This window comes from Aeromonas sp. FDAARGOS 1416 (assembly GCF_019048085.1).
GTDB classification, from domain to species: Bacteria; Pseudomonadota; Gammaproteobacteria; order Enterobacterales; family Aeromonadaceae; genus Aeromonas; species Aeromonas veronii.
Genome location: NZ_CP077301.1, coordinates 1,642,484 through 1,666,474 on the forward strand (window position 1 = coordinate 1,642,484; position 23,991 = coordinate 1,666,474).

Genomic DNA, 23,991 nt, shown 5'->3' on the forward strand with positions numbered 1-23,991 from the left:
CTCTACCCCTATCGGAATAGACTCCCTCCACTCTCATCCAATCAGAAGGCAACATATGCTGGAACTCATCGTTGGCACCCTGGTCACCCTGGTGGTGGGCCGTGCCATTTTCAAAGGATACTCCGCGACCGGGGTGCTGTTGAGCGGCGGCTTACTGCTGCTGGTCATCACCGCCATGATGGGCAAGCCGGTACTGCCGAGCAAGGTGGTCAGCACCGGTTATATCGCAACCGATATCTTCGAATACGTCCGCTTCCTGCTCAATGACCGTGGCGGTGGACTGGGGATGCTGATCATGGTGCTGTGCGGCTTCGCCGGCTACATGAGCCATATCGGCGCCAACACCATTCTGGTCAAGCTGGCCAGCAAACCGCTCGGCATCATCAAGTCCCCCTATATCCTGCTGGTGGCTGCCTATCTGGTGGCCTGCGCCATGTCGCTGGCGGTCAGCTCCGCTACCGGCCTCGGCGTGCTGCTGATGGCAACCCTGTTCCCGCTGATGGTCAACATGGGGATCTCCCGTGGTGCGGCTGCGGCCGTGTGCGCCTCGCCAGCCGCCATCATTCTGGCACCCACCTCAGGGGACGTGGTGATGGCCGCTCAGGCCGCCAACATGCCGCTGCTGGATTTTGCCTTCAAGCTGACCCTGCCCATCTCGCTGGTGGCGATCGCCTGCATGGCGGTGACCCACTTCTTCTGGCAGCGCTACCTTGACCAGAAATCCGGTGAGCTCAACGAGCCGGTCGCCCCGGGTGATCTGGTGACTACCGCCCCCGCTTTCTACGCCATCCTGCCCTTTACCCCTATCATCGGGGTGCTGGTGTTTGACGGCAAATGGGGTCCGCAGCTGGATATCGTCACCATCATCGTCATGTGCATGGTGTTGGCCAGCCTTCTGGAGCTGGTGCGGATCCGCAATGGCAAGGAGCTGCTGGACGGTCTGCAGGTCTGCTGGCGCAACATGGCTGACGCCTTTGCCGGTGTGGTCATGCTGCTGGTCGGTGCCGGTGTCTTCGCCCAGGGTCTGATGACCATCGGCTTTATCGACACTCTGCTTGCTCACGCGCAGGATCTCGGTTCGGGTGGCCTGATCATGATGCTGTCACTGGTGGTGATCACCACCCTGGCCGCCTTCACCACCGGCTCGGGCAATGCCCCCTTCTACGCCTTCGTGGAGCTGATCCCCAACCTGGCCAGCAGCCTTGGCATCAATCCGGCCTATCTGGTGATCCCGATGCTGCAAGCCTCCAACCTGGGTCGCACCATTTCGCCGGTATCCGGGGTGGTGGTCGCCTGTGCCGGGATGGGCAAGCTCTCGCCGTTCGAGGTGGTCAAGCGCACCAGTATGCCGGTCGCCGTCGGCCTGCTGGTGGTGATCGTCGCCACCCAGATCATGGTACCCGCCTGATCGCTGACCAGCCCGGCACCCTGCCGGGCTGGTATCCTCCCCCCCCTTTGCAGTAGACTCGGTGCTCATTTTCCCCCTAAGGAGGACCGAGATGAGTATTACGGTTCAACTTGCCCATTTCAGTGATTGCCACTCCCACTTCGATGGCGCGCCCATGAGCTTCTCCCCTGTCGGTGAAGGCCAATGGCGCACCCAGTGCGGCGGTTATGCCCGGATCCTGACCCGACTGACCCAACTGCGTGCCAAAGCCGCAGCAGCCGGCCAGCGTTTTCTGTTTCTGCACGGTGGCGACTCCTTTCAGGGCTCTCTCTATTTCAACCGCTTCAAAGGGCGCGCCAACGCCGACCTGCTCGCCATGCTGGCCCCCGATGCCATGGTGCTCGGCAACCACGAGTTCGATCTGGGCAATGGCCCGCTGGTGGAGTTCTTGCGCCAGCTCGATTTTCCGGTGCTGGCCGCCAATCTGGATAACAGTCAGGAGCCTGCCGACACGCCGCTTGGGCTGTGGGATATTCCCCACCTCTACGACGCCCATCAGCCCTGGCATCGCCGGGTGATCGATGGGGTTCCCTTTGCGCTGCTCGGCATCACCCTCGCCCAGATGGCTGCCATCGCCAACCCGGATCCCCACACCCGTTTCCACGCGGTCGCCGAGACCCTCACTAAAGTGTTGCGGGAGATCAGGTGCGAAGGGATCCAGCATATCGTGCTGCTGAGCCACCTCGGGCTGGATCAGGACAAGCTGCTGGCAGAGCGCTTCCCCGAGCTCAGTCTCATCATCGGTGGCCATACCCACAGCCTGCTCGGCGATCTCGCGCCGCTGGGTCTGCCAAGCGAAGGCAGCTATCCGCTGATGAACAACGGAGTGGCCATTTTGCACGCTGGCCACAGCGCCCTCTGCCTCGGTGTCTGCGAGCTCACCTTCGATGAGGCAGGCCGTGTTGTGCGGAGTCAGGGGCAGCTGGAGTGGCTCCCCTGGCAGCCCTGGCCGTTTGCCTCCACGCCACCTGTCGGGCTCACCTTCTGCGAGCCGGATCCACAGCTTGAACAACATCTGGCCAAACGCTATCGGCCTGAGATAGAGACCATGAGCCAGCGCATCGTCACCCGGCTGGCGGCGCCACTGCCCCATCAGCGGCTGCCGGATGCCACCCTGCCCCACGGCAGCCAGCTCGCCCCGCTGGTGGCCCGCGCCATGCTGACCGCCGCCCGTGAACAGGTAGGCGAGGTGGACTTTGCCCTGCACAATGCTGGCGGCGTGCGCTGCTCGCTGGAGCCGGGCCCCCTGAGCGAAGCAGATATCGCCGGTCGCCTGCTGCCGTTTGCCATTCCCCTCACCCTCTATCGGGTGCACGGTCACGAGTTGGCGGAAGCGCTGGAGAATGCCATCGACAACGCCACCAACAACGGCGTGGTCGGCAATGGCAACGGCAGCTTCCCCTACACCGCGGGGGTGCGCTTCACCTATCAGGCCGATCGGCCCAAGGGTCAGCGCATCACCCGACTGGAGTGGGAAGCCGCCCCCGGCCAGTGGCAAGCGGTCCATGCCGAACAGGTCTATCGCGGAGTGTCGAGCGCCTATACCGCCTCCGGCAAGGAGGGCTACACCGCACTGGCGCGTACCCTGACCCAGCACAATCAGGAGCTCGGCATCACCCTGGCCGACGCCTTTATCCGCTGGGCTCGCCACCTGCCGACACTGGAAGCGCAGCCGCCCTTGGTTGAGTACCTCCATTGATGCAGAGGGGGAATGGCTTTGCCACATCCCCCTGACGGCCAATATTGCCGCAGCCAGCGCCCGGTTCCCTGCAAGAACCGGGCTTTTTCGAGAATATTTGCCCCACACGGGCCTGCCCCATTGCATCGCACTCACTAGCTCGGCAAGATAGGCCCGCTTTCAAGACCAGCTGCAGGAACAGGCGACTTCATGAATCACTCCATCCGTTTCACTCCCCCTCGCGTCAACCCGGGTATCAAGCCAGCCATCGTGCTGTTGACCGCCCTGCTGGCGCTGCTCTTCTGTCTGCGCAACCCGCTCTTCCACGCCATGGCGCCGGGCTTTGATGCCTCGCTGTTCGCGGTGATGGGCAAGATGTGGAGCGAAGGGGGCGTGCTCTATCGCGACATGATCGACATCAAGGGGCCGATGATCTTCGCTCTCGACGCGCTGGGCTATCGAATGGGGGGATTTGTCGGGATCTGGGCGCTGGAGTGGGTGCTATGCTGGCTCGGACTGCTAGCCAGCTGGCAGGCCTTTGCCCAGCTCGGACTCTCGTTCAAGGCGCGCCTTGGCGCCATGCTGGCGGTGCTGGCTCTCTACGGCACCCGTTACTACTACGGCAACATGACTGAGGACTGGACCTTCCACCTCGCCCTCATCGCCCAGTGGGCCTTCATTACCCTGCTGCTGGACAAGGGATTTCGCTGGTGGCCGGCACTGGTGGCGGCCCTTACCTTCGCCATCGTCGCTTGGATGCGCACCAACAACGGCGCCTTCTGGGGGGCCTGGTATCTGGTGCTGTTCTGCCACTGGTGTCTGCATGAGAAGTGGCGTGATGCTATCTTGCTGCTCATCTCCAGCCTGCTGGGGCTGGCGCTGATTGGCGGCCCGCTTTACGCCTACTTCCAGCAGCATGATCTGCTGGCGGCCTTCAAATACTACGCCTTCGACATCTTCTTCGAAGGGAGCTACGGCAATGGCTTCTCCCCCATGGTGGGCGCCGTCGGCCTGCTGCGCACAGGCCTTGTGATGCTGCTGCCCGCCTTCATCATTCTGATGCTGAGCCGCCGTCAGGAGTGGTATCTGCCCGCACTGCTGGCGACCCTGTTTGGGATGCTGTTTACCCTGATCGCCAACTCGGTCTCCGGCCATGTGTTCGATCACTACGACGTGCTCTATCTGCAACTGGCGGTGCTGCCGCTGGCGGTATTGCTGGATCGCAGCGAACAGCAGGCTGATGCGATCGGCCTGCTCTGCATCTCGCTGGTGGTGCTCACTGCCAGCTGGCTGCTGGCCCAGCAGCTCGCCTTTGGCTGGAGCACCAAGGAGTGGTCCCTCGAGCGGGTCAACGAGGTGCTCGGCACCAGCCTGCTGTGGGCGCTGCCGGTGCTGATCCTCATCCCCCTCTGGCGAGCCTGGGATGTGCGCAGTGCCACCCCCTGGCTGGCAACGCTGGCCATGCTGCTGCTGATGATCAACAACGCCTGGGAAGGCACCCTCAAGGGTCGCCCCTTCAATCCGGCGGCGCAGGTACGGGTTGATCGCATCAAGGCCGAGACAGTCCCGAGCGACAAGATCTGGGTCGATGGCATCCAGCCGCAATACTATCTCTGGACCGATCGCCAGCCAGCATCCGCCTACCTCTTCTTTGCCAACGTCAATCCGCCCTATGACGTGCGCGAGCGGGTGCTGGCCGATATCCAGCGCCAGACTCCGAAGTTCATCATCGCCAAGCCGGATCGGGTGAGCGAGGAGCTGAAAAAACCGAGCTCCCCTTCCCATCTCGCCTTCTATCAATACCTGACTAGCCACTACGAAGAGGTGGATCCGGGTCTCTATCGCCGACGCTGATCGTCAATACGCCCCGCAGGGTGGCCATTGTTGCAATGGCCGCCCTTTTTCTTGCGCCAAAGCCCCTTGCAGCGACGGCCCGCAGTAGGCAAGCCCGCCCGAGATAACTACAATGACGCTCTTTTTGATGTAACGAGTGACACCATGGCGGAACTAACTTATCTGGGCGGCTATCCCGACCCCCTCAAGGCACAGGTACAGCAGCTGATCGCGGCAGGCAAACTTGGCGACATGCTGGCCAAACGCTATCCGGAAAGCCACCAGATCCAGAGCGACAAGGCGCTGCTCGCCTTCACCATGGAGCTGAAAAACCGCTATCTCAAGAGCTCGGCGCCCCTGTCAAAGGTGGTGTTCGATGGCAAGATCAATGTGATCAAGGATGCCCTCGGCCTGCACACCTACGTCAGCCGGGTGCAGGGCAGCAAGCTCAAGGCCAAGAACGAGATCCGCATCGCCGCCCTGTTCAAGGAGGCGCCGCCCCCGTTCCTGAAAATGATCGTGGTGCACGAGCTGGCCCATATCAAAGAGAAGGATCACAACAAGAGCTTCTACCAGCTCTGCCAGCACATGGAGCCCGACTATCATCAACTGGAGTTTGATCTCAGGCTCTGGCTCACCTGGCGCGATATCGACAAGGCCAACCGCTAGGCTGACAACCGTTTCAGGGAGGAAACATGTCATTTGCCGCCATCCCCTTTGGTGCCACCCGCTTTATTGCCACTTTGGTAATGGCCAGCTTGGGCCGCGCTGCCCATCCCTGCCGCGCGTCACGCGGGCTGCTGGCGCTGCTGCTTCTGCTCGCGGGCCACAGCGCCCGTGCCGATGAGCGCTGGCAGAGCGACAGCTATCTGGTCGAGAGCTTTATGGCCATCGCCATGGAGCGGGAGTATGGCGAAGCCAGGCAGACCCGTTTTGCCCGCTGGCAGCAGCCGATCCGGCTGCAACTTATCAACGAGTCGGGTGACAAGCCGCTGCAGGCCGACGTGGTGAAAGTACAGGCGGCCCATCTGGCCCGCATCACCGGCCACCCCATCAGCATGGTGGCCGCAAAGCCCAACCTCACCCTGATCATGACCGACTACAGCAAGATGAAGAGCTGGGCCAACCGCACCATGGGGGACGATCCATCGGTCAAGATGGCGCTCAAGGAGGGGCTCTGCCTTGCCAACTTCGCAACCAATGCGAAACACGAGATCAGCCGTGCCACCATCATCATTCCGGTAGACTACAGCCGGGCCAAGGGACGCTTTCTCGACTGCGTGGTGGAGGAGTTCACCCAGGTGATGGGGCTGCCCAACGACTCGGACAAGGTGTTTCCCTCCATCTTCAATGACAACAGCATCGACAGCTTTTTGACCGGGCTGGACTATGTGCTGCTCAAGATGGCCTATCACCCGGCCCTCAAAGCCGGAATGAGCAGTGACGAGATCCGCGCCGCACTGCCCATTGCGCTGGCCGACCTGCGCGCTAGGGGGGAGATCCGCGAAGCCAACCGCCGGGTGCAGCAGCAGAGCCTGAAAAGCTGGGCGGGGTTGTAACGGGCCTGGCTCAACCCAGAGCCAGACAAGCCACCGCGAGCTCATCACCAACAAAAAAACGCAGCCACCTGGCTGCGTTTTTTTGTTGTCCGGGGAGCGGCGGATCAGTAGCGGGCAAGCACGTTTATCCGCAACCCATTTATCCAACGCCCGAGTTATCCACTGACAGTGCGGGATCAGGAGGCGACGTTCTCTTCCGGCATCCAGCTGTCGGCGTTCTCCCACACCTCCTGCACCATGGCTTCGGCCAGCTCTTTGTCTTCCTTGCTGGCACGGCTGACGGTCAGGGCCATGGCACTGCCCGGCGCGACCCGCACATGGATGTCGGGAAATTTTTCGCCAAGCTGCTTGAGCAGCTCCTGACGCAGCGCCTCCATGGTCGAGGTCGGGATCTGATGTTTTCTGTCGATGATGATTTCAAGACGCATAGGAAACTTCTCCATGATTTATAACTGTATTTTTATCCAGTATTCATGGGAAGTAAAGTGCCAACTTGCACCAATCAGAAAAGATCCAGCTGCTGTCCACAGATCCGGTCGAACGACTCGCCGATAAAGGGCAGGATGGCATCGGCAATGGGCCGCAACTGCTTGTCGATATAGTGTTCGTAATCGATGGCGCTGCGCCGGTACTCCAGCGGTTCTGGGCCATTGAGGGTCATCAGATAGGCGATGGCGCCCCGATGCTGATAGCGCTGGGGCAGACCGCGGCGCAGGTTCTCCTCATCGGCCAGCCGAGCTGCCCGCACATGGGGCGGCACATTCTTCTGATACTCCTCGAGCTTCTGGCGCAGCCGTTTGCGGTAGATAAGCAGATCGTCGTGGCGACCGGCGCGAGTCTCATCCACCATGGTGCGCACATAGCCGCTGGGATCTTCATCGTGAAACACCAGCTCATAGAGGCGAGTCTGAAACTGCTTGGCCAGCATGGTCCAGTCGGTGCGCACCGATTCGAGCCCCTTGAACACCAGCTGTTCACTCCCCTCACTGGCCTTGCCAACCAGCCCCGCATAGCGCTTCTTGCTGCCCTTCTCCAGCCCGCGGATGGTGGGCATCAGAAAGCGGCGATAGTGGGTCTCGTACTGGATCTCGAGATAACTTGGCAGGTCGAACTCGCGCCTGATCAGTGCAGCCCAGTTATCGTTGATCATTTGAGCCAGTCGCTGGCCGATCTCGTCCGCCTCATCGGGGCTGGTCTCGCGCCCCAGATGGACAAAGGTGGAGTCGGTGTCGCCATAGATCACCTCGAACCCCTTCGCCTCAATCCACTCGCGGGTCTGCTGCATGATGCTGTGGCCACGCAGGGTGATGGAGGAGGCTAGGCGAGGATCATAGAAACGGCAGCCCCCCGACCCCAGCACCCCGTAGAAAGAGTTCATGATGATCTTGATGGCCTGGGAGAGCGCCTTGTTGCTGGCAGCCTTGGCTCTGTCCCTCGCCGCCCACAGGGTGGCGATGAGTTCCGGCAAGAAGTGCCGCTCGCGGGAGAACATGGCGCCGCGAAAGCCCGGAATGGCGTGCTCGGGATGCTGCAGACCTTCGATGAGCCCCATGGGGTCGATGCAGAAGGTGCGGATGATGCTGGGATAGAGGCTCTTGAAATCGAGCACCAGCACATGGCGATAGAGACCGGGTTTGGAGTCCATCACATAGCCGCCGGGGCTTGCCAGCCCACCGTCGGCCGGCAAATTGGGCGCCACGTAGCCGCCACGATGGAGCCGCGGCAGATAGAGGTTGGTAAACGCCGCCACCGAGCCCCCTACCCGGTCCAGCTCAAGGCCGGTGAGGGAGGCGCGCTCGATGGCAAAAGGGATGAGGTGGCAGTAATCGAAGATCTCCCACACCAGCTTGCAATCTTCCAGGTTGTAGCGGGCGAGCGCCTCCTTGTCGGAGTGGAACAGCTCGGTGATCTTCTCCCCCCGATTGGCCACATCCTCGATATCTTTACCACGGCCGAGCAGTTCGCTCGCCACCGCATCCAGGCTGTAGCTGGCAAACTGCCAGGTGGCGCTTTTCAGGGTATCGATGCCGTCGAGCACCATGCGCCCGGGAATGATGACGTTGCCAGTCTGGGGATCGCCCCGTGACGAGCGCCAGAAGCAGAGCTCACGACCCCGCCCGAGCCGCAGCCGCCGCTTGTTAAGCTCGGCGCGGCGCAGCAGCAAGCGAAAGTCAAAGTTGACCACGTTCCAGCCGATGACCAGATCGGGGTCATGGTGACTGAACCAGCTCTCCAGCGCACTCAGCAGGGCGCTCTCGTCCGCCACCCACTGGACTTGGGTGCCCCAGCTCTCGGCATCCGCTTCCGGGGTGCCGATCATGATGACCCGCGCATCCTGCTCGCTGTAAAGGCCGACCGAGAACAGCGCCCCGTCCATGGCGCACTCCACATCCAGCGACACCCAGGAGAGGGTTGGCGTCACCGCCTGCGGCGCGCAGCGCGCCTCGTTCACCTCCCAGTAGCCCTGCTTGCCCCCCTTTTTTACCGCCCGGCCATCGAAGCGCACGCCAGCGGTGATGAAACGCTCCATCAGAAACCGCTCCGGCAGCCGGATATCCGCCTCGAAGTGCTCCAGCCCGCGAATAAGCAGTAGCTCGATGGCACGGTGAAAGGCACTCAGAGTGATGAAATAGCAGCCCACTACAGGCCGACCGTCGAAGGTGTGCATCGGCAGGCGGCGAAACCGCCCGCTCACCCCGGCCCCTTTGAACAGCTCGGCGGCTTCTGCCATATGGCTCTGCGGCAAAAAGAACACCGGCTCCTGCCCCGGCACCACCACCCGCACCGGCCCCTGCGCGCTCCAGAGCCACATCACGATTTCGGTGGTTGCAGGCAGCCCGTTGCGACCGCGCACGTCCCGACCATGGCGGGTCAGGATAAAACCGTCGAGGGGCGGAGTGGCGGATACGGTGGGCAGGGTTGCAGTCATGAAGCGTAAAGGGGCTGTCCGAGAATGGGACTATTGTACGTTCATACAGTGCCTGCTCGCAATCGTCACGCTGGCTGCGAGGCGGGAGTCAAACTGGTAAGCTCGATCCGGTCGTTATTCCCGCCCATCCCGTTCTGACCACTCTTCGCCGACGAAAGGAGTCTTTGTGGCAATCTATTCCCTGCTGGATCAGCTGGCTATCCCCTACCAGCGCTTTGACCATCCTCCGGTGTTTACCTGTGAGGAGGCGAGCAAGCTGCTGCCCGACCTGCCCGCTGCCAAGACCAAAAACCTCTTTTTGCGCGACCCGAAAAGCGAGCGGCTGTTTCTGGTGGTGAGTCCGGAGGAGCACCGGGTCGACCTCAAGGCGCTGGCAGCAATGCTCGGGGTCAAACGGCTGAGCTTTGGCTCCCCCGAGCGGCTCGAGGCCGTGCTTGGCCTCACCCCGGGTTCGGTCACCCTGCTCGCCATAGTGCGCGACAGGGAAAAAGCGGTAGAGCTGGTGGTGGATGAGGCCATCTGGCAGGCCGAACAGGTGCAGTGCCATCCGTTGGTCAACACCGCGACTCTGATCATCCGCCTCGACGACGTGCGCCGTCTGCTGACCCATCTGGACAGGGAGGCCATCGTAATGCGCTTGCCTGCTACAACCTGCAATTAGCACAACGTCTGGCGGTTGGGTTCACCCTGCCGCCAACACAACCACCTTTCACGCAGCGAAATTGACTGACAAGACAATAAAATGGCTCCTTGTGCGCTAATAAATCGAGTCAGCAATTGCCATCGAGCAAGAAGTCGGAGGTGAGCACATTCGGCCATTTAACCAATTGATAATAGGTTGGATTCATGTTGTGATCGGCCACTGCCAGCGGGCGATACCCCATCGCCTGTTCGTTCACAGGTGACTTCCCAGAGAGCCCCTTGATGCCAAGTCTGTTTTCCTCGGCCCAGTTGTTGAGTCTGGTGCTGTTCGTCACGCTGTCACATGTGGGGGTCGCCACCATTTTCGCCGCCATGTGGCACACCCATCGCCAGATCAGGGCATTGATCTACTGGTCAGCGGGGGAACTGGTTATCGCGGGGGCTTTTTGCTGCCTGCTGCTGCGCCCCCTTGAGGGAAATGCATCCCTTGCCAATATTCTCTGCACCAACCTGCTGTTGATGTCGACCACCCTGCTCTATGAACGGGGGATGCGCCACTTCTTTCGCCGTGAAGCCGACCAACTGGGCTGGCTGCTGCCCGCCGTTACCCTCGGCGGTTTTGTCCTGTTTGCCCTGACCGCCCTGCAGCAACCCCTCTTTGATGTGCACAGCCGGATCATCGTGCTCTCCGGCGTGCTCTCGCTGCAGATTGCGCTGCTTATCTGGCAGCTCTGGCGCTACCAGCGGCTGGCCCCCGTCTATCGGGTGCTGCGCTTTGCCATTCTGCTGCTCGGCCTGCAACTGCTGTTGCAACTACTGCGGATCGCCAAACACCTCTGGCAGCCGGAGCTGGCGGCCAACTCCTTCACCGACCCGCTGCTCGGGCCTGTGATCCTGCTCAGCCTGCTCTTTACCATCGCCCGCAGTTATCTGCTGCTGAACCTGGTCCACACCCGCCAGCAGCAAGCCCTGCTGGCCACCCAGCGCAAGCTGGAGCGGCGCGCCAATCAGGATGAGCTGACCGGCCTGTTCAGCCGCCACTATTTCGAGCGCCAGGTGGCCCTCCGTGCCCGCGAGATAGCTAGCCCTAGCCAGCTGCTGCTGATCGATCTGGACAACTTCAAGCAGATCAACGACCGACACGGCCACCCCGCCGGTGATGCCATGCTGCGGGCCGTGGGTCGGGTGATCACCAATACCCTGCCTGCCGAGGGCATGGCCGGTCGGCTTGGCGGCGATGAGCTGGCCCTGCTGCTGATGGCGGACCCGCAGACCCTGCCCGACTACTGCCACAGCCTGCAACAGCAGATCGCCGAGGCGACTCGGGCGCTGGCCGGTGGCCCCATCAGCCTCAGCATCGGCCTCACCTCGCTGCATCCTGACGAGGGGTTTGAAGCGGCCTACCTGCGCGCGGATCGGGCCCTTTACGCCGCCAAACAGGCTGGGAGGCAACGGGCCTGCGTACAGGAGCTCCACCACAACGAACCGCAACCGCTGCCGCCCTGCGCGGTCCTGCCATGAGCGCAGTTCTCGCTCTGCAGTGCCGACCGGCCAGGCTGGCAGATGCCCCGGCTTACCATCGCTATGTCACCGAATGCGCCGAGGACGGACAGCCGCTCTATCAGGTGGCGCAATTTGACCCGGACGGCTGGCTACAGAGCCTGCTGGATCACGCCAAAGGGCGCAACTTGCCCAGTGGATACCTGCCGACCACCACCTATTTTGCCCTCGATGGCGAGGAGATCATCGCCACCCTGCGTCTTCGTCACGGTGACAATAAGGCAACCCGCCAGTGGCTGGGTCATATCGGTTACGAAACCCGCCCCTCTCGCCGTGGCGAAGGGGCCGCGACCGTGCTGCTGCGCTGGGTGCAACAACAGGTGCTGGCAGCGCCGGTGCTGATCTGCTGCGGCGAAGATAATCTGGCCTCCCGCAAGGTCATTACGGCCGCCGGGGGCGTGTTGCTGGGGCGGCGCTTCCATCCGGGGGATCGCAACTGGCTGGAGATGTATCAGCTAGCCCCCAGCCCCAGCCGACCATAGCCGCAGCACCAATAAAAAGAGCGCCCCGAAGGCGTAATGCCAGTCAGTTAGGCCTGACTGGCATTGTTTTTATTGGTTTTTTTCACACTGTACTTCTGTGGCCTTGGCTTCACACTGCGGGGGTAACTCCGCTCCCTTCGCTCCGGTAATACAAACTGCCCCGCCTGCTTATCCAGCTCCGCCACCCGCTTCGGGATACTCCCCGGTGACAGGTACGGCATGCAGCTCAGTTCATGGATAAGATAGACCAACGCCATGTGAAAACTCAGCTGACTCGCCGTGTATCCTTTCAGACTCGCCGCCATCTTTACCATCTGGCTGCGCAGCAGGTTGTACGCCAGCAGCACGCCCCACAGCTCTTGCCGTATCCCCGCTGCCTTCTTGCTGCGCAGGGTCAGCCGGTGTTGTTGCAGGCTGTGCTTCATCTCCCGATAGCCCAACTCGATTTCCCAGCGGTGGCTGTAGAGCTCGACGATGTCAGCCCCCGGGAAACGCATCGGGTCGACCATCGAGGTCAGTACCTGCCGCTCTTTGCCGTTGATAGTGCGAGTCAGCAGGCGGGCTTCCACTGTGTCCGGCAGGTGCGGCCACTTCTTCCTCGCCTGTGGGCTGGTTTTCAGCAAGACCAGTACATCCTGGCGCCCCAGTTTGCGCACCACCTGGTATTGGGTGCCCTTTTTGAGCGGCAGCAACCAGTGTCGCTCAACGCCCGCACTCTGCCATGCGTGGAGCAGACCGAGAGAGTAAAACCCCTTGTCGAATAGGGTGAGCGAGTGGTCCGGCGTGCGTGCGACAAGCTGTTCGGCCAACACCATCTCGTTGACGGCGCAGCTCTCCATGACGGCTTGCGTGAGCAGGTGGCTGGTCAGCTCCATCTGACAGAGCATGCGCACCTGCGGATAGGTGGTCTCGCCATGCTGGGTGCCCGGTTTGGTAAAAGCAGCGGCATTGTCCTGGGTATCGGGGGTGCGCCACATCACGCCATCGACGGCGAGCCGTTGCAGCCCAGCCCAACCGGGATGATTGGCCTGCTGATGCCAGCCTACGGCGGTCTCGTGAAACAGCCGCTCAATGCTCTTGTCCCCCAGTTTTTGGCGAGCTTGCAGAAAGGCGCTGGGGGCGACAAAGGGGCGGTCGCCGGGCAAGAGGATATCGAGCTGATTGACCAGCTGGGTCATGGAGACGTGGCGGAAGATAGCCATGCCGATGATGGCCCAGACCAGGCGCTCCATGGGCATGCGGCGGCGACGCAGGGTCACGACATCCTCTTCGGCGAGCAGCATTGCTAGCGTGGAGGAAATCGAGAGCCTGGTCGATACGCATAAAAAATCCGAAACCAATCAACAGATTTCGGATTTTTACACATCAGGAGGATCGGTCAATGGATCCTTAACTGATCGGCATTAGCCCCGAAGGCGCTCTTTTTGCGAACGTGGCAAGACCGTTAGTAGCTGTCTTCCTGTTCCGCCTTCATCCGGGCCTGACGGGCATAGGCCTCCTCCTCGGCGCTCTCAATCTCCTGCAGCACCGAATCGAGATCGATGGCGGCGCGGCTCTCTTCAAAGTGGCCGGTCAGCTCGCTATCGGGGGTGAGCTTGCCATCTTCAAACAGCGCCCACATCTCCTGGGCATAACGGGTCTTGAGCAGTTCGGGGGCATACATGCCGTAGTAGTTGCGCATGTTGTTGACGTCCCGCTCCAGCATCGCCTTGGCCTGGTTGTTGGCGGCGGCATCCACCACCTGGGGCAGGTCGATGATGACGGGGCCCTGTTCATCCACCAGCACATTGAACTCGGAGAGATCGCCGTGGATAAGACCGGCGCAGAGCATCCGCACCACGTAACGGATCACCTTGGCATGGTCGATGACCGCCTGCTCGGGGGTAAGCGCCACATCGTTGAGGCGCGGCGCGACATTGCCATCCTCATCGGTGATAACTTCCATCAAGAGGACACCATCGAGGCAGACATAGGGCTGTGGCACCCGCACACCGGCCGCCGCCAGCTTGAACAGGGCGTCGACCTCGGTGTTCTGCCACACCTCTTCATGCTGTTTGCGGCCGTACTTGGAGCCCTTCTCCATGGCGCGAGCGCTGCGGCTGTTACGCACCTTGCGCCCCTCCTGATAGACCACGGCCTGCTTGAAGCTGCGCTTGGACGCCTCTTTATAGACTTTGGCGCAGCGGATCTCGTCGCCGCAGCGCACCACATAGACATCGGCCTCTTTGCCGCTCATCAACCGGCTGACGACCTCATCGACCAGGCCGTCATCAACCAGAGGTTGGATTCGATTTGGAATTTTCATGGCCGCCCTTTTACCCTATTTCCGCTCTCGAAGATAGCTCCGCGCACGCTCACCTGCCTCTCCCTTTCATAAGACACCCTGTTATCCCCTGTTTGCGCTGTTTTTGTCCACCCGTTCGCCTTAAAAACCACCAGCAGCAGACCAAATACGAAAGGCGCCTGTGCCAACAAAAATGGCCCGCAAGCGGGCCAATTTTCAAGGTTCGGGCGGCAAGCCCTGACGAATGCGCTGGATCCCCGCTTCATAGAGGCCGTCATCCCCCTCCTGATGCTCCAGGGTTTCGAAGATCTTGAGAAACCACATGTACTGCTCGGGATGGCGCGCCACCTGCATCTCTACCACCCGGTTCATGGTATTGACGTCTGCCAGCAGATCGGCGGTGGGATAAGGGTCAAACGGCGGCTCAATCTCCAGCAGATAGCACCCCTCATCCTCGTCATAGCTGGCGAAGATGGGCACCGCTCTGGCACCGGTCAGCTTCACCAGCTTGGGCAGCGCGGGCAGGGTTGCCTTGGGGCGACCAAAAAAGGGAACAAACACGCTCGCCTCGCGGCCGTGATCCTGATCCGGCAGGTAAAAAAAACTGGCACCGGCGCGGATCGACTTGATCGCCGGTTTGATCCCGGCGCTGCGCTCGTACACTTTGCCCCCTTTGGCCCGCTCGCGGTTGATGTACCAGTCGAACACCTGATCTTTCGGGCTCTTCATCATGGTGCACATCTCAATGCCCATCATGGAGAAGTAGCGGCCAATCATGTCGACCGCCCAGGTGTGAGGCACCACCAGAATCACCGGGCAGCCCGCAGCCTGCTCCGCTTGCACATGCTCCCAGCCGGTGACCTTGATGCGGCGGGTCAGCCGCGCCTTGCTGCGCCAGCTGAGCTCGCCAAAGCCCATAAAGGTCTTGAGCCCGACCCGGATCGATTTGAGCAGCAGCGCCTGACGTGCTGCGGCATCCAGCTCGGGAAAGCAGATCTTGAGGTTGGTATCGGCGATATAGGCCTGCTTTTTCGAAAAACGCAGCAGGGTTGGAGAGACCAGATCGGCAAAGCGATCCCTCAGTCTCGCGGGGGTAAATGCCAGCAGGGAAAGCAGGCCCAGCGCACACCAGCTGCCCCACCATTTGGGATGCAGCAGGCGGCTATGAAATGAGGTATCAAATACCGGATCTAACGCAGACATGGCGGCCATCAAGTCATCAAAAACAAACGGTTATTGTAGTTATCCTGACATTTTTTTCTACCCTGGGGAGGCTGGCCATCAGCCTGCAAGGCACTGATCAGACTAGTTATCATAAAAAATGGCCCACCTGGGGCCATTTCAATCAATCCAAATTCTGGGTCAGCCGTGGGGCGACAATCCCTTGCGGATCCGCTGGATCCCCGCCTCGTATAGGCCATCCAGCCCCTCCTGATCCTGACGGGTATCGAAGATCTTGAGGAACCACATGTACTGGCCCGGATGGCGCATCAGCTGCTGTTGCACCATGTCGTTCATGCGACAGGTATCGGCCATCACATCCTCGGTGGGATAGTTGTCGAACGGTGCCTCAATCTCCAGCCGGTAGCAGTGGTTCTCTTCGTCATAGCAGGCGAGCAGCGGCACCGCCTTGGCGCCACTGACCTGCACCAGACGGGGCAAGGCAGGCAGGGTCGCTTTGGGATAGCCAAAGAAGGGGACGAAGATGCTCTTCTCGCGGCCATGATCCTGATCCGGCAGATAGAAGAAGCTGCGACCGCTCTTGATGGTCCTGATCACCGCCTTGATCCCGGCGCTGCGCTCATAGACGCGGCAACCGTTCTTGGCTCGTGCACGGTTGAGGTGCCAATCAAACACCGGATTGCGCGCCCGTTTCATCATGGTGCACATGGGCACCCCGCGCTGGGTGAAGCAGTAACCGGCGGCATCCACCGGCCAAGTATGGGGCACTACCAGGATCACCGGACGACCGGCAGCCCGCTCCGCCTCGATATGCTCCCAACCGATCACCTGGATCCGGCTCATCAAATAACGCTGACTGCGCATGGTGAACTCGCCAAATCCCAACAGACTCTTGAGGCCGACCCGGATCGAGGTCAGTGCAATGGTATCCCGCTCTTCCGGGCTCTTGTCCGGGAAGCAGATCTCCAGATTGGTTCTGGCGATATAGATCTGTTTTTTCGAGATACGAAACACCAGCGGTGCCAAGGCTTCGGCCAAACGGTCGCGCAATCGCACCGGCACAAAGGCGAGCAACATCAGCACGCCGAGCGCCAGCCAGCTGAACCAGTAGCGGGGATGCAGAAAACGGGCTTCAAAAGAGGAGTCAAATACGGGATCTTGGGACGACATGTATTGGGGTCGAGCGAAAAAGTGGTGCTGCATTGTAGTCGTCCTGACAGGTAATACCAGTTAAATCCATGGCAAATAGCCCGCCACGAGCGCCACATCAAAAAACCATAAAAAAATGCCCCGCACCGCGGGGCATTTTGCTCGTTACACAACCAGGGTGGAGGCTCTTTGTCCATCCATCGTATGACTGGTCGTTTATCCCGTCGCTCTCGGAGCGCACTGCTTATCCATTTCCCGATGTCACATCTTCTTCAAGATTTAACGGTGAGCACCCTGGCGGGCCATGCCGTTATTCATTTCGGTATTACGCTGCGGCAGAAAAAACATCAGGTAACGCAGTGCCACATACCCGACGATCACGGTAGCCACCCCCAGCTCGAAGTGGGCCAGCAGGCTGATCTGCTCGACGTAGTGACTCCCTTGCGCAAACCCTTCCACCAGATGAGCCACTTTGAACAGAGCGGTGGCACCGATCACCAGCGGGAAGGTGAAGGCGGCATAACCGGGCGAGAAAGGCAGACGCAGCAGTTTGATAAAGGCCAGATAGATGATACCGGTCATCAGGATGGCGATCCCCAACAGCACTGCCACCAGCAGCAGTGACGGCTCCTGGCTGACGGTCAGGTAACCGGCCAGAGAGAGGCTGGCAGGGGCCGCCAGAATGGCGATGGTCGGTTTGGCGGCATCCGGCACTTCATGGCTGAAGATCAGGCGATAGAGCATCAGCGGCAGCATCAGGCCGTAGCAGATGATCCCGAACCAAAGCAGACCGTTGGCCAGCGGGGCAAACTGACCACCCGGGAAGGCGACGTCAGCCACAATGATCCCCACCGGTGGCACGAACCAGCTCGGCACCATGTGGTGAATTTCAAACTCTTTGGCGCGATGCCAGATAAAGGTGGCCAGGAACAGCAGGTGAACAGCTACGGCAAACAGCCAGAGGGCCTCGCCCGCTTGCGGCGCAATCATACCGAGCGCTTTGGAGACCACCATGGTACCCATGGCATAGGTCGGTACCACACTGCCGACTACGGGGTGAGCGAGATCCTGCAACAGCAGGCGGGGGTGAAGCAGAAACTTGAAGGTCAGGATCACCAGCAGCACGGCAGCAATTGCAGCGCCCAGCAGTTGCATCCGGCCATCGAAGTGACCGGCATTTTCCCAACACCAACCAAGGCTGGCGATGCCCAGCGCCAGACCCGCCATGGGGGTTGGGGCGCCAGCCAGTGATTTACGGGTTCTTGCGATCATGATGACACCTTTCTATTGATGACTATGGCGATAGGATAATGGTCCCTTATCGTTTACGATATCTAAATGAATTAAATCAATCATTCAGGAAAACCAAACACGATGAAACTGACCCTGCAGCAGCTGAAAGTGTTCGCCACCATTGCCCGTTATGGAAACCTTGGCCTTGCCGCCAACGAGCTCTGCCTGAGCAAAGGGGCTGTCTCCCAGTCGCTGCAGGAGCTGGAACGCCAGCTCTCCACCCCGCTGTTTGACCGCATTCACCCCAGATTGCAGCTCAACAACGAGGGGCGCCTGCTGCAACCAGCTGCTGAAGAACTGCTGACCCGGATGCAGGATATCGAGAACCTGTTCAGCCCCGATGCCGAACCGAGCGGCCAGCTGCGCCTTGGTGCCAGCCAGACCATCGGCAACTACCTGCTCCCCACCCTGCTCGCCAGCAGCAAACAGGAGCTGGGACTCCCCCCCAAGGTGACCATCAACAACACTCACCTGCTCTGCCATGCGCTGGCCAACTTCGAGCTGGATATGGCGCTGATCGAGGGGGAGAACCACCACCCCGACCTGCTCGCCGAACCCTGGCTGCAGGACGAGATGCTGGTGGTAGCCCCACCCGGTCACCCGCTAGCCAACAAGAAGGAGCTCTCCCTCTCCCGTCTGGGGGGCGAGACCTGGGTATTGCGTGAAGCACAATCGGGCAGCCGCGAGCAATTTATCCAGCAGATCCAGCCCGAGCTGCCCCGCTGGCAACCAGGGCTTGAACTCAACACTCTGGAGGCGGTGATGCTGGCGGTGGAGAAGGGGCTTGGCATCTCCTTTATCTCCCGGCTGGCAGCCTCGGATCGCCTGGCAGATGGGCGGCTGATCGCCCTGCCCCTCTCCCGCCGCTTCCCGCGCCAGCTCTCCCTTATCTGGCACAAGCAGAAGTACCACTCCACCTCCCTGCGCCACTTTATCCACTTCTGCCGGGCTCAGGTGAAGGATGCCAAGGTGAGCCGCGCAGAGTAACGCGCGCTCGGAGCGCCGCTGGCACGCCCGCCCGCCAATGGGAAAAAGTAGAGAGGGAGCCGCGGCTCCCTCTCTTTGATTCGCTTCTGAGTATCACTTCGCCAGACTGCGCAACCAGCTGATCTCCTCGCCCCAGATGGACTCGTCAATGGTCTCGAGGATCAGCGGAATGCGATCGAAGTGCTCATCATTCATAATGTGGTGGAATACTGCTTCCCCCAGATTGCCCTCCCGCAAGCTGTGGTGGCGATCGACCCGGCTGCCGAAGGTACACTTGGCGCCGTTGATATGCATCCCCTTGAGATAGTGAAAACCCACCGTACGGTCGAACTCGGCAAAGACGGCAGCGCAGCTCTCGGCGGTGCGCAGATCGTAACCCGCGGCAAAGGCGTGGCAGGTATCGAAACAGATCCCGACCCTGCTCTTGTCCTCCACCCCTTCGATGATGGTGGCAAGGTGCTCGAACGACCAGCCGAGATTGGTCCCCTGCCCGGCGGTATTCTCGATCACCGCCGTCACCCCTTCACTGCGCTCCAGCGCCCAGTTGATGGACTCGCTCACCAACTTGAGGCTGGCCGCCTCAGGGATCTGCTTGAGATGGCTACCGGGGTGGAAGTTCAGATAGCAAAGCCCCAGCTGCTCGCAGCGCTTCATCTCGTCGAGAAACGCATCGCGGGATTTGGCCAGACCATCGGGATCCGGGTGGCCCAGATTGATGAGATAGCTGTCGTGGGGCAGGATCTGCTCCGGCAGAAAACCGGCCTTGTCACAAGCCGCCTTGAAGGCACTGATGGTGGCATCCGACAAGGGAGCCGCCTGCCACTGACGTTGATTCTTGGTAAAGAGGGCAAACGCGTTGGCCCCGATGGCCTGGGCGCGGGCGATGGTATTCTCCACCCCGCCGGCCGCACTGACGTGGGCTCCGATATATTTCATACAATCTCCTCGATACGGCAAGCCGCCATTATGCCGATCCAGCCCGGCCACGCCAAACCGGGATATCCGATAGCGGGTATCGACAAATAGCGCTGCCTTGGCAAAGCGGCTGCGTTTCATGGCGCAATCGGCCTGCACTGTGGCAACCTCTCCCCAGAAGGTATAGTTAGAGCCCGTCCACGCCAGCATGGCGCCCATAAAAAACGCAGCGTATCGCCTGAGCAATAACGCTGCGTCTTTGGGTCTCTCGGCCGTCCCCCTTGCCGTGGCCCGAATGGCCAGCGACAAGGTAGCAAGAATGCGCGGGGAGAGTCGCCTTAGAAGGGCATCTTGAAGCCTGGCGGCAGTTGCATGCCACCGGTCAGTTCACCCATCTTGGCCTTGTTCTGCTCTTCCACACGACGCACGGCATCGTTGCAAGCGGCAGCGACCAGATCTTCCAGCAGCTCCTTGTCATCTTCCATCAGGGAGGGGTCGATCTCGATGCGACGGACGCTGTGGCTACCGGTCATGGTAACCTTGACCATGCCAGCACCGGCTTCACCGGTCACTTCCATCTGAGCCAGCTGCTCTTGCGCCTTCTGCATACGCTCTTGCATCTGTTGGGCCTGTTTCATCAGGTTCCCCATTCCACCTTTACCAAACATATGTCGTCTCTCGTCTTGAAATCCGGCATCCAGCGCCGGGCTGTGGGCTTGTCTGTCCTAGATGGGGACAGCCAAACTGCTTTTCAACCGGAAGCAAGCTCCCGGCCACGGAATTTAGCGGTTGAGGGGCTCGATGCTCTCGTGATGAAGCACGGCACCAAACCGCTGAACTAAAAACTGCACGTTGGGATCCTGCTCCAGATCCCGGGTCACCTGCTCGCGCACCCCGAGATAAAGGCGATGTTCGATCTCAAGGGGAGTCTCCTGGTCAGGCACCACACCGAGCGTCACCTCGACCTGCACCGGTTGACCCAGCGCTGGCCCGATGATCTCGGCCAGATCGGCGCGCGCCTTGTCGCTCACCAGATGGCGCTGCTCGGGCTTGAGAGTTAGCAGTACCTTGTCCCCTTCCCGCGTCATCACCGAGTTGATGGCCAACTGGCGCAGCCGCCCTCCCACCTGAGTGTGAGCGATCAACTCGGCCCAAGCGTCACCGCAACCATTGAGCAGCGAGGAGGGAATCAGACGTGTCGCCTCCCCCTCTTGCGGCTCGCTGTCGCTCTCGAGCTCATCCCAGTCGATGGTCTCCATCACTGGCTGAGGGGATTCATCCTGCGTCACAAGGGCAGCAGCCACTACCGTGCTTGCAACGGGCTGCTGGGTCGCAGGGGCTGGCGTCACCGCAGGCGCCGCAGCGCTGCGCTCGCCGGGTCGATAGCTCGGCTGCCCGTCGAGATCCCAGGGGGGCAGATCGGTTGGCTGAGCCGGTGCCGTGACGGGGGCGTGGCTCATCACCTGAGTCTGCCCGGCAAAGCCCTGATTGAGGTACTCTTCGTATTCCCCGTTGTCACTCTGCGGCTCGTAACCGTCGCCATAGAGATCCACTGGCGGCAGATCATCATAGTGACCCATCGTCGCCATCCCCTGCCCGGCCGGTTGGCTGACCGGAGCTGGCTGTTGCGCGACGGCCGGTGCAGCAGCGGGCGCGACAGGGCGAGCTGGCGCAACCGGCACCGCGCGCGGCGCGGGCGCCGCTGGGGCTTCCTGACCACGCTGGCGGCTGCGCAGCATGTTTCGCTTGCCAAGCAGGCTCTGCATGCTCGACACCGCTGAAACAGCTTCAGGTGCGCTAACCGACGTGGTTGTCGGTTCGAGCGCGGGCTCGATGCTGGCAGTCAGCGACTCGCCACGGGAATGGTCCGCGTAGGCTGCGGCAGAAGCTTGTTCATCCGCATCTGCGGGCTGTGCAGCTGAGTGCGCAGACACATCGGGCTGCGCATGGGTCAACGCGGGCTCTGGTTGATACCCCATGCCCACAGCCTCGCGCAGCAGCTCATCCTGCTGACTGAACAGCTCGGCGGCTTGCGCATCCTCCTCGCTGTCGGCGGGGTTGCCGATGTCATCCGTCATCGCAGGCAGGGAGACATCAACCGCGGGCACGGCGCCGCTGATCGGTGCCAGTGTGGCCGATTCAGCGGCCGGGCGCTTTCCCGGCAAGGAGGCTACCGGAGTGGCATTGCTCGTCATTGACGGGGGCAGCGCAGTGAGGCTGGCCGGATGCAGGGCATCGCGCCTTGGCGAGAAGGCGAGCATCCGCAGGCAGGTCATCTCCAGCGCGGTGCGGCCATCGGGGGCCCAGGGCAGATCTTTACGGCCACTTAGCACAATTTGGTAGCAGAGCTGCACCTCTTCCGGGCTCATCGCCTTGGCCAGTTGCAGCAGGGAATCAGCATCCGCCCCCTGCTCCTGCACACTGGCAGGCAGCAGCTGCGCCATAGCGATACGATGGAGCAAGCCTTCCAGCTCGGCGTGGAGCTGATCAAAATCGGGGCCCAGGGTGGCGATCTCGGTGATCTTGGCCATGGCCGCGGGGGCATCTTGCCGCAAAATGGCTTCCAGCAGCTGGTGCAGATGGCGGTGATCGAGCGTCCCCAGCATCGCCAGCACGCTCTCGAGGCGCACGCTGCCGTTACCGTGGGCCAGCGCCTGATCGGTCAGGCTCAGGGCATCGCGCATACTGCCGTCGGCGGCTTTGGCCAGGGCCAGCAGGGCGCGTGGCTCGAAGTGCTGCCCCTCCTGATCCAGCACCCATTCGAGCTGCTTGGCGATCTGGGTCTGCTCCAGACTCTTCAGATGAAACTGCAGACAGCGCGAGAGAATGGTGATGGGCAGCTTCTGCGGATCCGTGGTGGCCAGCAGAAACTTCACATAGGGGGGGGGCTCTTCCAGGGTTTTCAGCAACGCGTTGAAGCTGTGGCGCGACAACATGTGCACTTCATCGATGAGGTAGACCTTGAAGCGGCCACGGGCCGGGCGGTACTGCACGTTGTCGAGCAGCTCACGGGTATCTTCCACCTTGGTTCGCGACGCCGCGTCAATCTCCAGCAAGTCGACAAAGTTGCCCTGATCGATCTCGCGGCAGGTATCGCAGACACCGCATGGGTGGCTGCTGATCCCCTGCTCGCAGTTGAGGCTCTTGGCCAGAATACGGGCGATGGTGGTCTTGCCGACCCCACGGGTACCGCTCAGTAGATAGGCGTGATGCAGCCGTCCCTGATCCAGGGCGTTGGTCAAGGCGGTCAGCACATGTTGCTGGCCTACCACTTGTTCAAACGTATGGGGGCGCCATTTACGCGCCAGAACCTGATAGCTCATAAATCCATCATGCAGGGAAGACAGGGCATTGAGGCCGGATGCTAACACAAATGGCGGGCTGGCTGTATCGGCTATCGGTGAGAGCGGGAGGGATCGCTTGATTTTCAAACCGATGCCCGCAAGGGCACCGGTTCAATGCAGGCCCGATGCAGAGGATCGGGCCGAAGAGGCATTACTCGCCGGCCAGCTCGACCAGTGAGACCACCTTGATGCCAGCGGCAGTCAGGCGGGCATCGCCCCCCAGAGACGGCAGGGAGATGATGAAGGCCGCATCGGCAACTTCACCACCGGCACGGCGGATCAGCTTGACGGTCGCATCGACGGTACCACCGGTCGCCAGCAGATCGTCCACGACCAGCACCTTGTCACCGGGCACGATGGCATCGGTGTGCAGTTGCAGGGTGTCGGTGCCGTACTCGAGGGCATAAGACTCCTCGATCACTTCGCGCGGCAGCTTGCCCGGCTTGCGGACCGGCACGAAGCCCAGCCCCATGGCATAGGCAACCGGCGCGCCAAAGATGAAGCCGCGAGCTTCGGTGCCAACAATCTTGGTGATCCCTTGATCACGATAATGATTGGCCAGCAGATCGATGGTGGCCTTGAAGGCCTCGGCGTTCTCGATCAGGCTGGTAATGTCACGAAACAGAATGCCCGGCTTCGGATAGTCGGGAATGGTCTTGATGCTTGCTTCGATAAATTTCAGGGTTTCCGGATTCATGTGTTGACCG

Annotated in this window: 20 protein-coding genes and 1 pseudogene; 9 read left to right on the plus strand and 12 right to left on the minus strand. The window is 61.1% G+C overall.

Annotated features, from left to right (window positions below; genetic code table 11):
* The first annotated feature begins 55 nt into the window (after positions 1-55).
* From dcuC to I6L46_RS07325, 5 genes are all read left to right on the plus strand, one after another.
* On the plus strand, positions 56-1,408 hold the full coding sequence (gene dcuC / locus I6L46_RS07305) for an anaerobic C4-dicarboxylate transporter DcuC (protein WP_216977757.1): 1,353 nt from the start codon (positions 56-58) through the stop codon (positions 1,406-1,408).
* Between the two features lie 91 nt (positions 1,409-1,499).
* Complete coding sequence (locus I6L46_RS07310) at positions 1,500-3,146, plus strand: bifunctional UDP-sugar hydrolase/5'-nucleotidase (protein ID WP_216977758.1); 1,647 nt, start codon at positions 1,500-1,502, stop codon at positions 3,144-3,146.
* Positions 3,147-3,335: 189 nt separating this feature from the next.
* Positions 3,336-4,979: a hypothetical protein gene (locus I6L46_RS07315; RefSeq protein ID WP_216977759.1), complete on the plus strand. Its 1,644-nt coding sequence runs from the start codon at positions 3,336-3,338 to the stop codon at positions 4,977-4,979.
* Between the two features lie 144 nt (positions 4,980-5,123).
* Positions 5,124-5,627: a M48 family metallopeptidase gene (locus I6L46_RS07320; RefSeq protein ID WP_139732206.1), complete on the plus strand. Its 504-nt coding sequence runs from the start codon at positions 5,124-5,126 to the stop codon at positions 5,625-5,627.
* Between the two features lie 26 nt (positions 5,628-5,653).
* Positions 5,654-6,517 carry a DUF2927 domain-containing protein gene (locus tag I6L46_RS07325; protein WP_216977760.1) on the plus strand — a complete coding sequence of 288 codons (864 nt, stop codon included), beginning with the start codon at positions 5,654-5,656 and terminating at the stop codon, positions 6,515-6,517.
* A 176-nt stretch (positions 6,518-6,693) separates the two neighbouring features.
* On the opposite strand, the gene I6L46_RS07330 is transcribed toward I6L46_RS07325, so the two are convergent.
* Positions 6,694-6,945, minus strand: a complete 252-nt coding sequence (locus I6L46_RS07330) for a DinI family protein (protein ID WP_005352362.1) — start codon at positions 6,943-6,945, stop codon at positions 6,694-6,696.
* Positions 6,946-7,019: 74 nt separating this feature from the next.
* Positions 7,020-9,446, minus strand: coding sequence for a DNA polymerase II (locus I6L46_RS07335; protein ID WP_216977761.1), 2,427 nt, complete (start codon positions 9,444-9,446; stop codon positions 7,020-7,022).
* A gap of 166 nt (positions 9,447-9,612) precedes the next feature.
* Between I6L46_RS07335 and I6L46_RS07340 the strand changes: the two genes are divergently transcribed.
* Positions 9,613-10,107: a prolyl-tRNA synthetase associated domain-containing protein gene (locus I6L46_RS07340; RefSeq protein ID WP_216977762.1), complete on the plus strand. Its 495-nt coding sequence runs from the start codon at positions 9,613-9,615 to the stop codon at positions 10,105-10,107.
* Positions 10,108-10,216: 109 nt separating this feature from the next.
* Here I6L46_RS07340 and I6L46_RS20775 read toward each other — a convergent pair whose 3' ends face one another.
* A complete protein-coding gene (locus I6L46_RS20775) occupies positions 10,217-10,345 on the minus strand; it encodes a hypothetical protein (RefSeq protein WP_302054299.1) in 129 nt (42 codons plus the stop codon).
* A 25-nt stretch (positions 10,346-10,370) separates the two neighbouring features.
* On the opposite strand from I6L46_RS20775, the gene I6L46_RS07345 reads away from it, so the two are divergent.
* Positions 10,371-11,609: a GGDEF domain-containing protein gene (locus tag I6L46_RS07345; protein ID WP_216977763.1), complete on the plus strand. Its 1,239-nt coding sequence runs from the start codon at positions 10,371-10,373 to the stop codon at positions 11,607-11,609.
* Entirely contained in the window at positions 11,606-12,130 is a 525-nt protein-coding gene (locus I6L46_RS07350) for a GNAT family N-acetyltransferase (RefSeq protein WP_216977764.1), read from the plus strand. The genes I6L46_RS07345 and I6L46_RS07350 overlap by 4 nt, the downstream gene beginning before the upstream one ends.
* A 47-nt stretch (positions 12,131-12,177) precedes the next feature.
* Here I6L46_RS07350 and I6L46_RS07355 read toward each other — a convergent pair.
* The 5 genes and pseudogenes from I6L46_RS07355 to I6L46_RS07375 all read right to left on the minus strand — a co-directional run bounded on the left by I6L46_RS07355 (position 12,178) and on the right by I6L46_RS07375 (position 18,017).
* A pseudogene (locus I6L46_RS07355) lies at positions 12,178-13,453 on the minus strand (IS4 family transposase).
* Between the two features lie 121 nt (positions 13,454-13,574).
* Positions 13,575-14,435, minus strand: a complete 861-nt coding sequence (locus I6L46_RS07360) for a PA4780 family RIO1-like protein kinase (RefSeq protein ID WP_216977765.1) — start codon at positions 14,433-14,435, stop codon at positions 13,575-13,577.
* 195 nt (positions 14,436-14,630) lie between these two features.
* Complete coding sequence (locus tag I6L46_RS07365) at positions 14,631-15,626, minus strand: lauroyl-Kdo(2)-lipid IV(A) myristoyltransferase (protein ID WP_216977766.1); 996 nt, start codon at positions 15,624-15,626, stop codon at positions 14,631-14,633.
* A gap of 150 nt (positions 15,627-15,776) precedes the next feature.
* On the minus strand, positions 15,777-16,766 hold the full coding sequence (gene lpxM / locus I6L46_RS07370) for a lauroyl-Kdo(2)-lipid IV(A) myristoyltransferase (RefSeq protein ID WP_216977767.1): 990 nt from the start codon (positions 16,764-16,766) through the stop codon (positions 15,777-15,779).
* A 258-nt stretch (positions 16,767-17,024) separates the two neighbouring features.
* A complete protein-coding gene (locus I6L46_RS07375) occupies positions 17,025-18,017 on the minus strand; it encodes a TDT family transporter (RefSeq protein WP_216977768.1) in 993 nt (330 codons plus the stop codon).
* A 102-nt stretch (positions 18,018-18,119) separates the two neighbouring features.
* Between I6L46_RS07375 and I6L46_RS07380 the strand changes: the two genes are divergently transcribed.
* Positions 18,120-19,025 (plus strand): LysR substrate-binding domain-containing protein, encoded by a 906-nt coding sequence (locus tag I6L46_RS07380; protein WP_216977769.1) that lies wholly within the window; start codon positions 18,120-18,122, stop codon positions 19,023-19,025.
* A 93-nt stretch (positions 19,026-19,118) separates the two neighbouring features.
* On the opposite strand, the gene nfo is transcribed toward I6L46_RS07380, so the two are convergent.
* The 4 genes from nfo to apt all read right to left on the minus strand — a co-directional run bounded on the left by nfo (position 19,119) and on the right by apt (position 23,981).
* Positions 19,119-19,961: a deoxyribonuclease IV gene (gene nfo, locus I6L46_RS07385; protein ID WP_216977770.1), complete on the minus strand. Its 843-nt coding sequence runs from the start codon at positions 19,959-19,961 to the stop codon at positions 19,119-19,121.
* A gap of 317 nt (positions 19,962-20,278) precedes the next feature.
* Complete coding sequence (locus tag I6L46_RS07390; RefSeq protein WP_005333445.1) at positions 20,279-20,608, minus strand: YbaB/EbfC family nucleoid-associated protein; 330 nt, start codon at positions 20,606-20,608, stop codon at positions 20,279-20,281.
* 114 nt (positions 20,609-20,722) lie between these two features.
* Complete coding sequence (dnaX, locus tag I6L46_RS07395) at positions 20,723-23,263, minus strand: DNA polymerase III subunit gamma/tau (protein WP_216977771.1); 2,541 nt, start codon at positions 23,261-23,263, stop codon at positions 20,723-20,725.
* A 172-nt stretch (positions 23,264-23,435) separates the two neighbouring features.
* A complete protein-coding gene (gene apt, locus I6L46_RS07400; RefSeq protein WP_005352403.1) occupies positions 23,436-23,981 on the minus strand; it encodes an adenine phosphoribosyltransferase in 546 nt (181 codons plus the stop codon).
* Between the last annotated feature and the right edge of the window lie 10 nt (positions 23,982-23,991).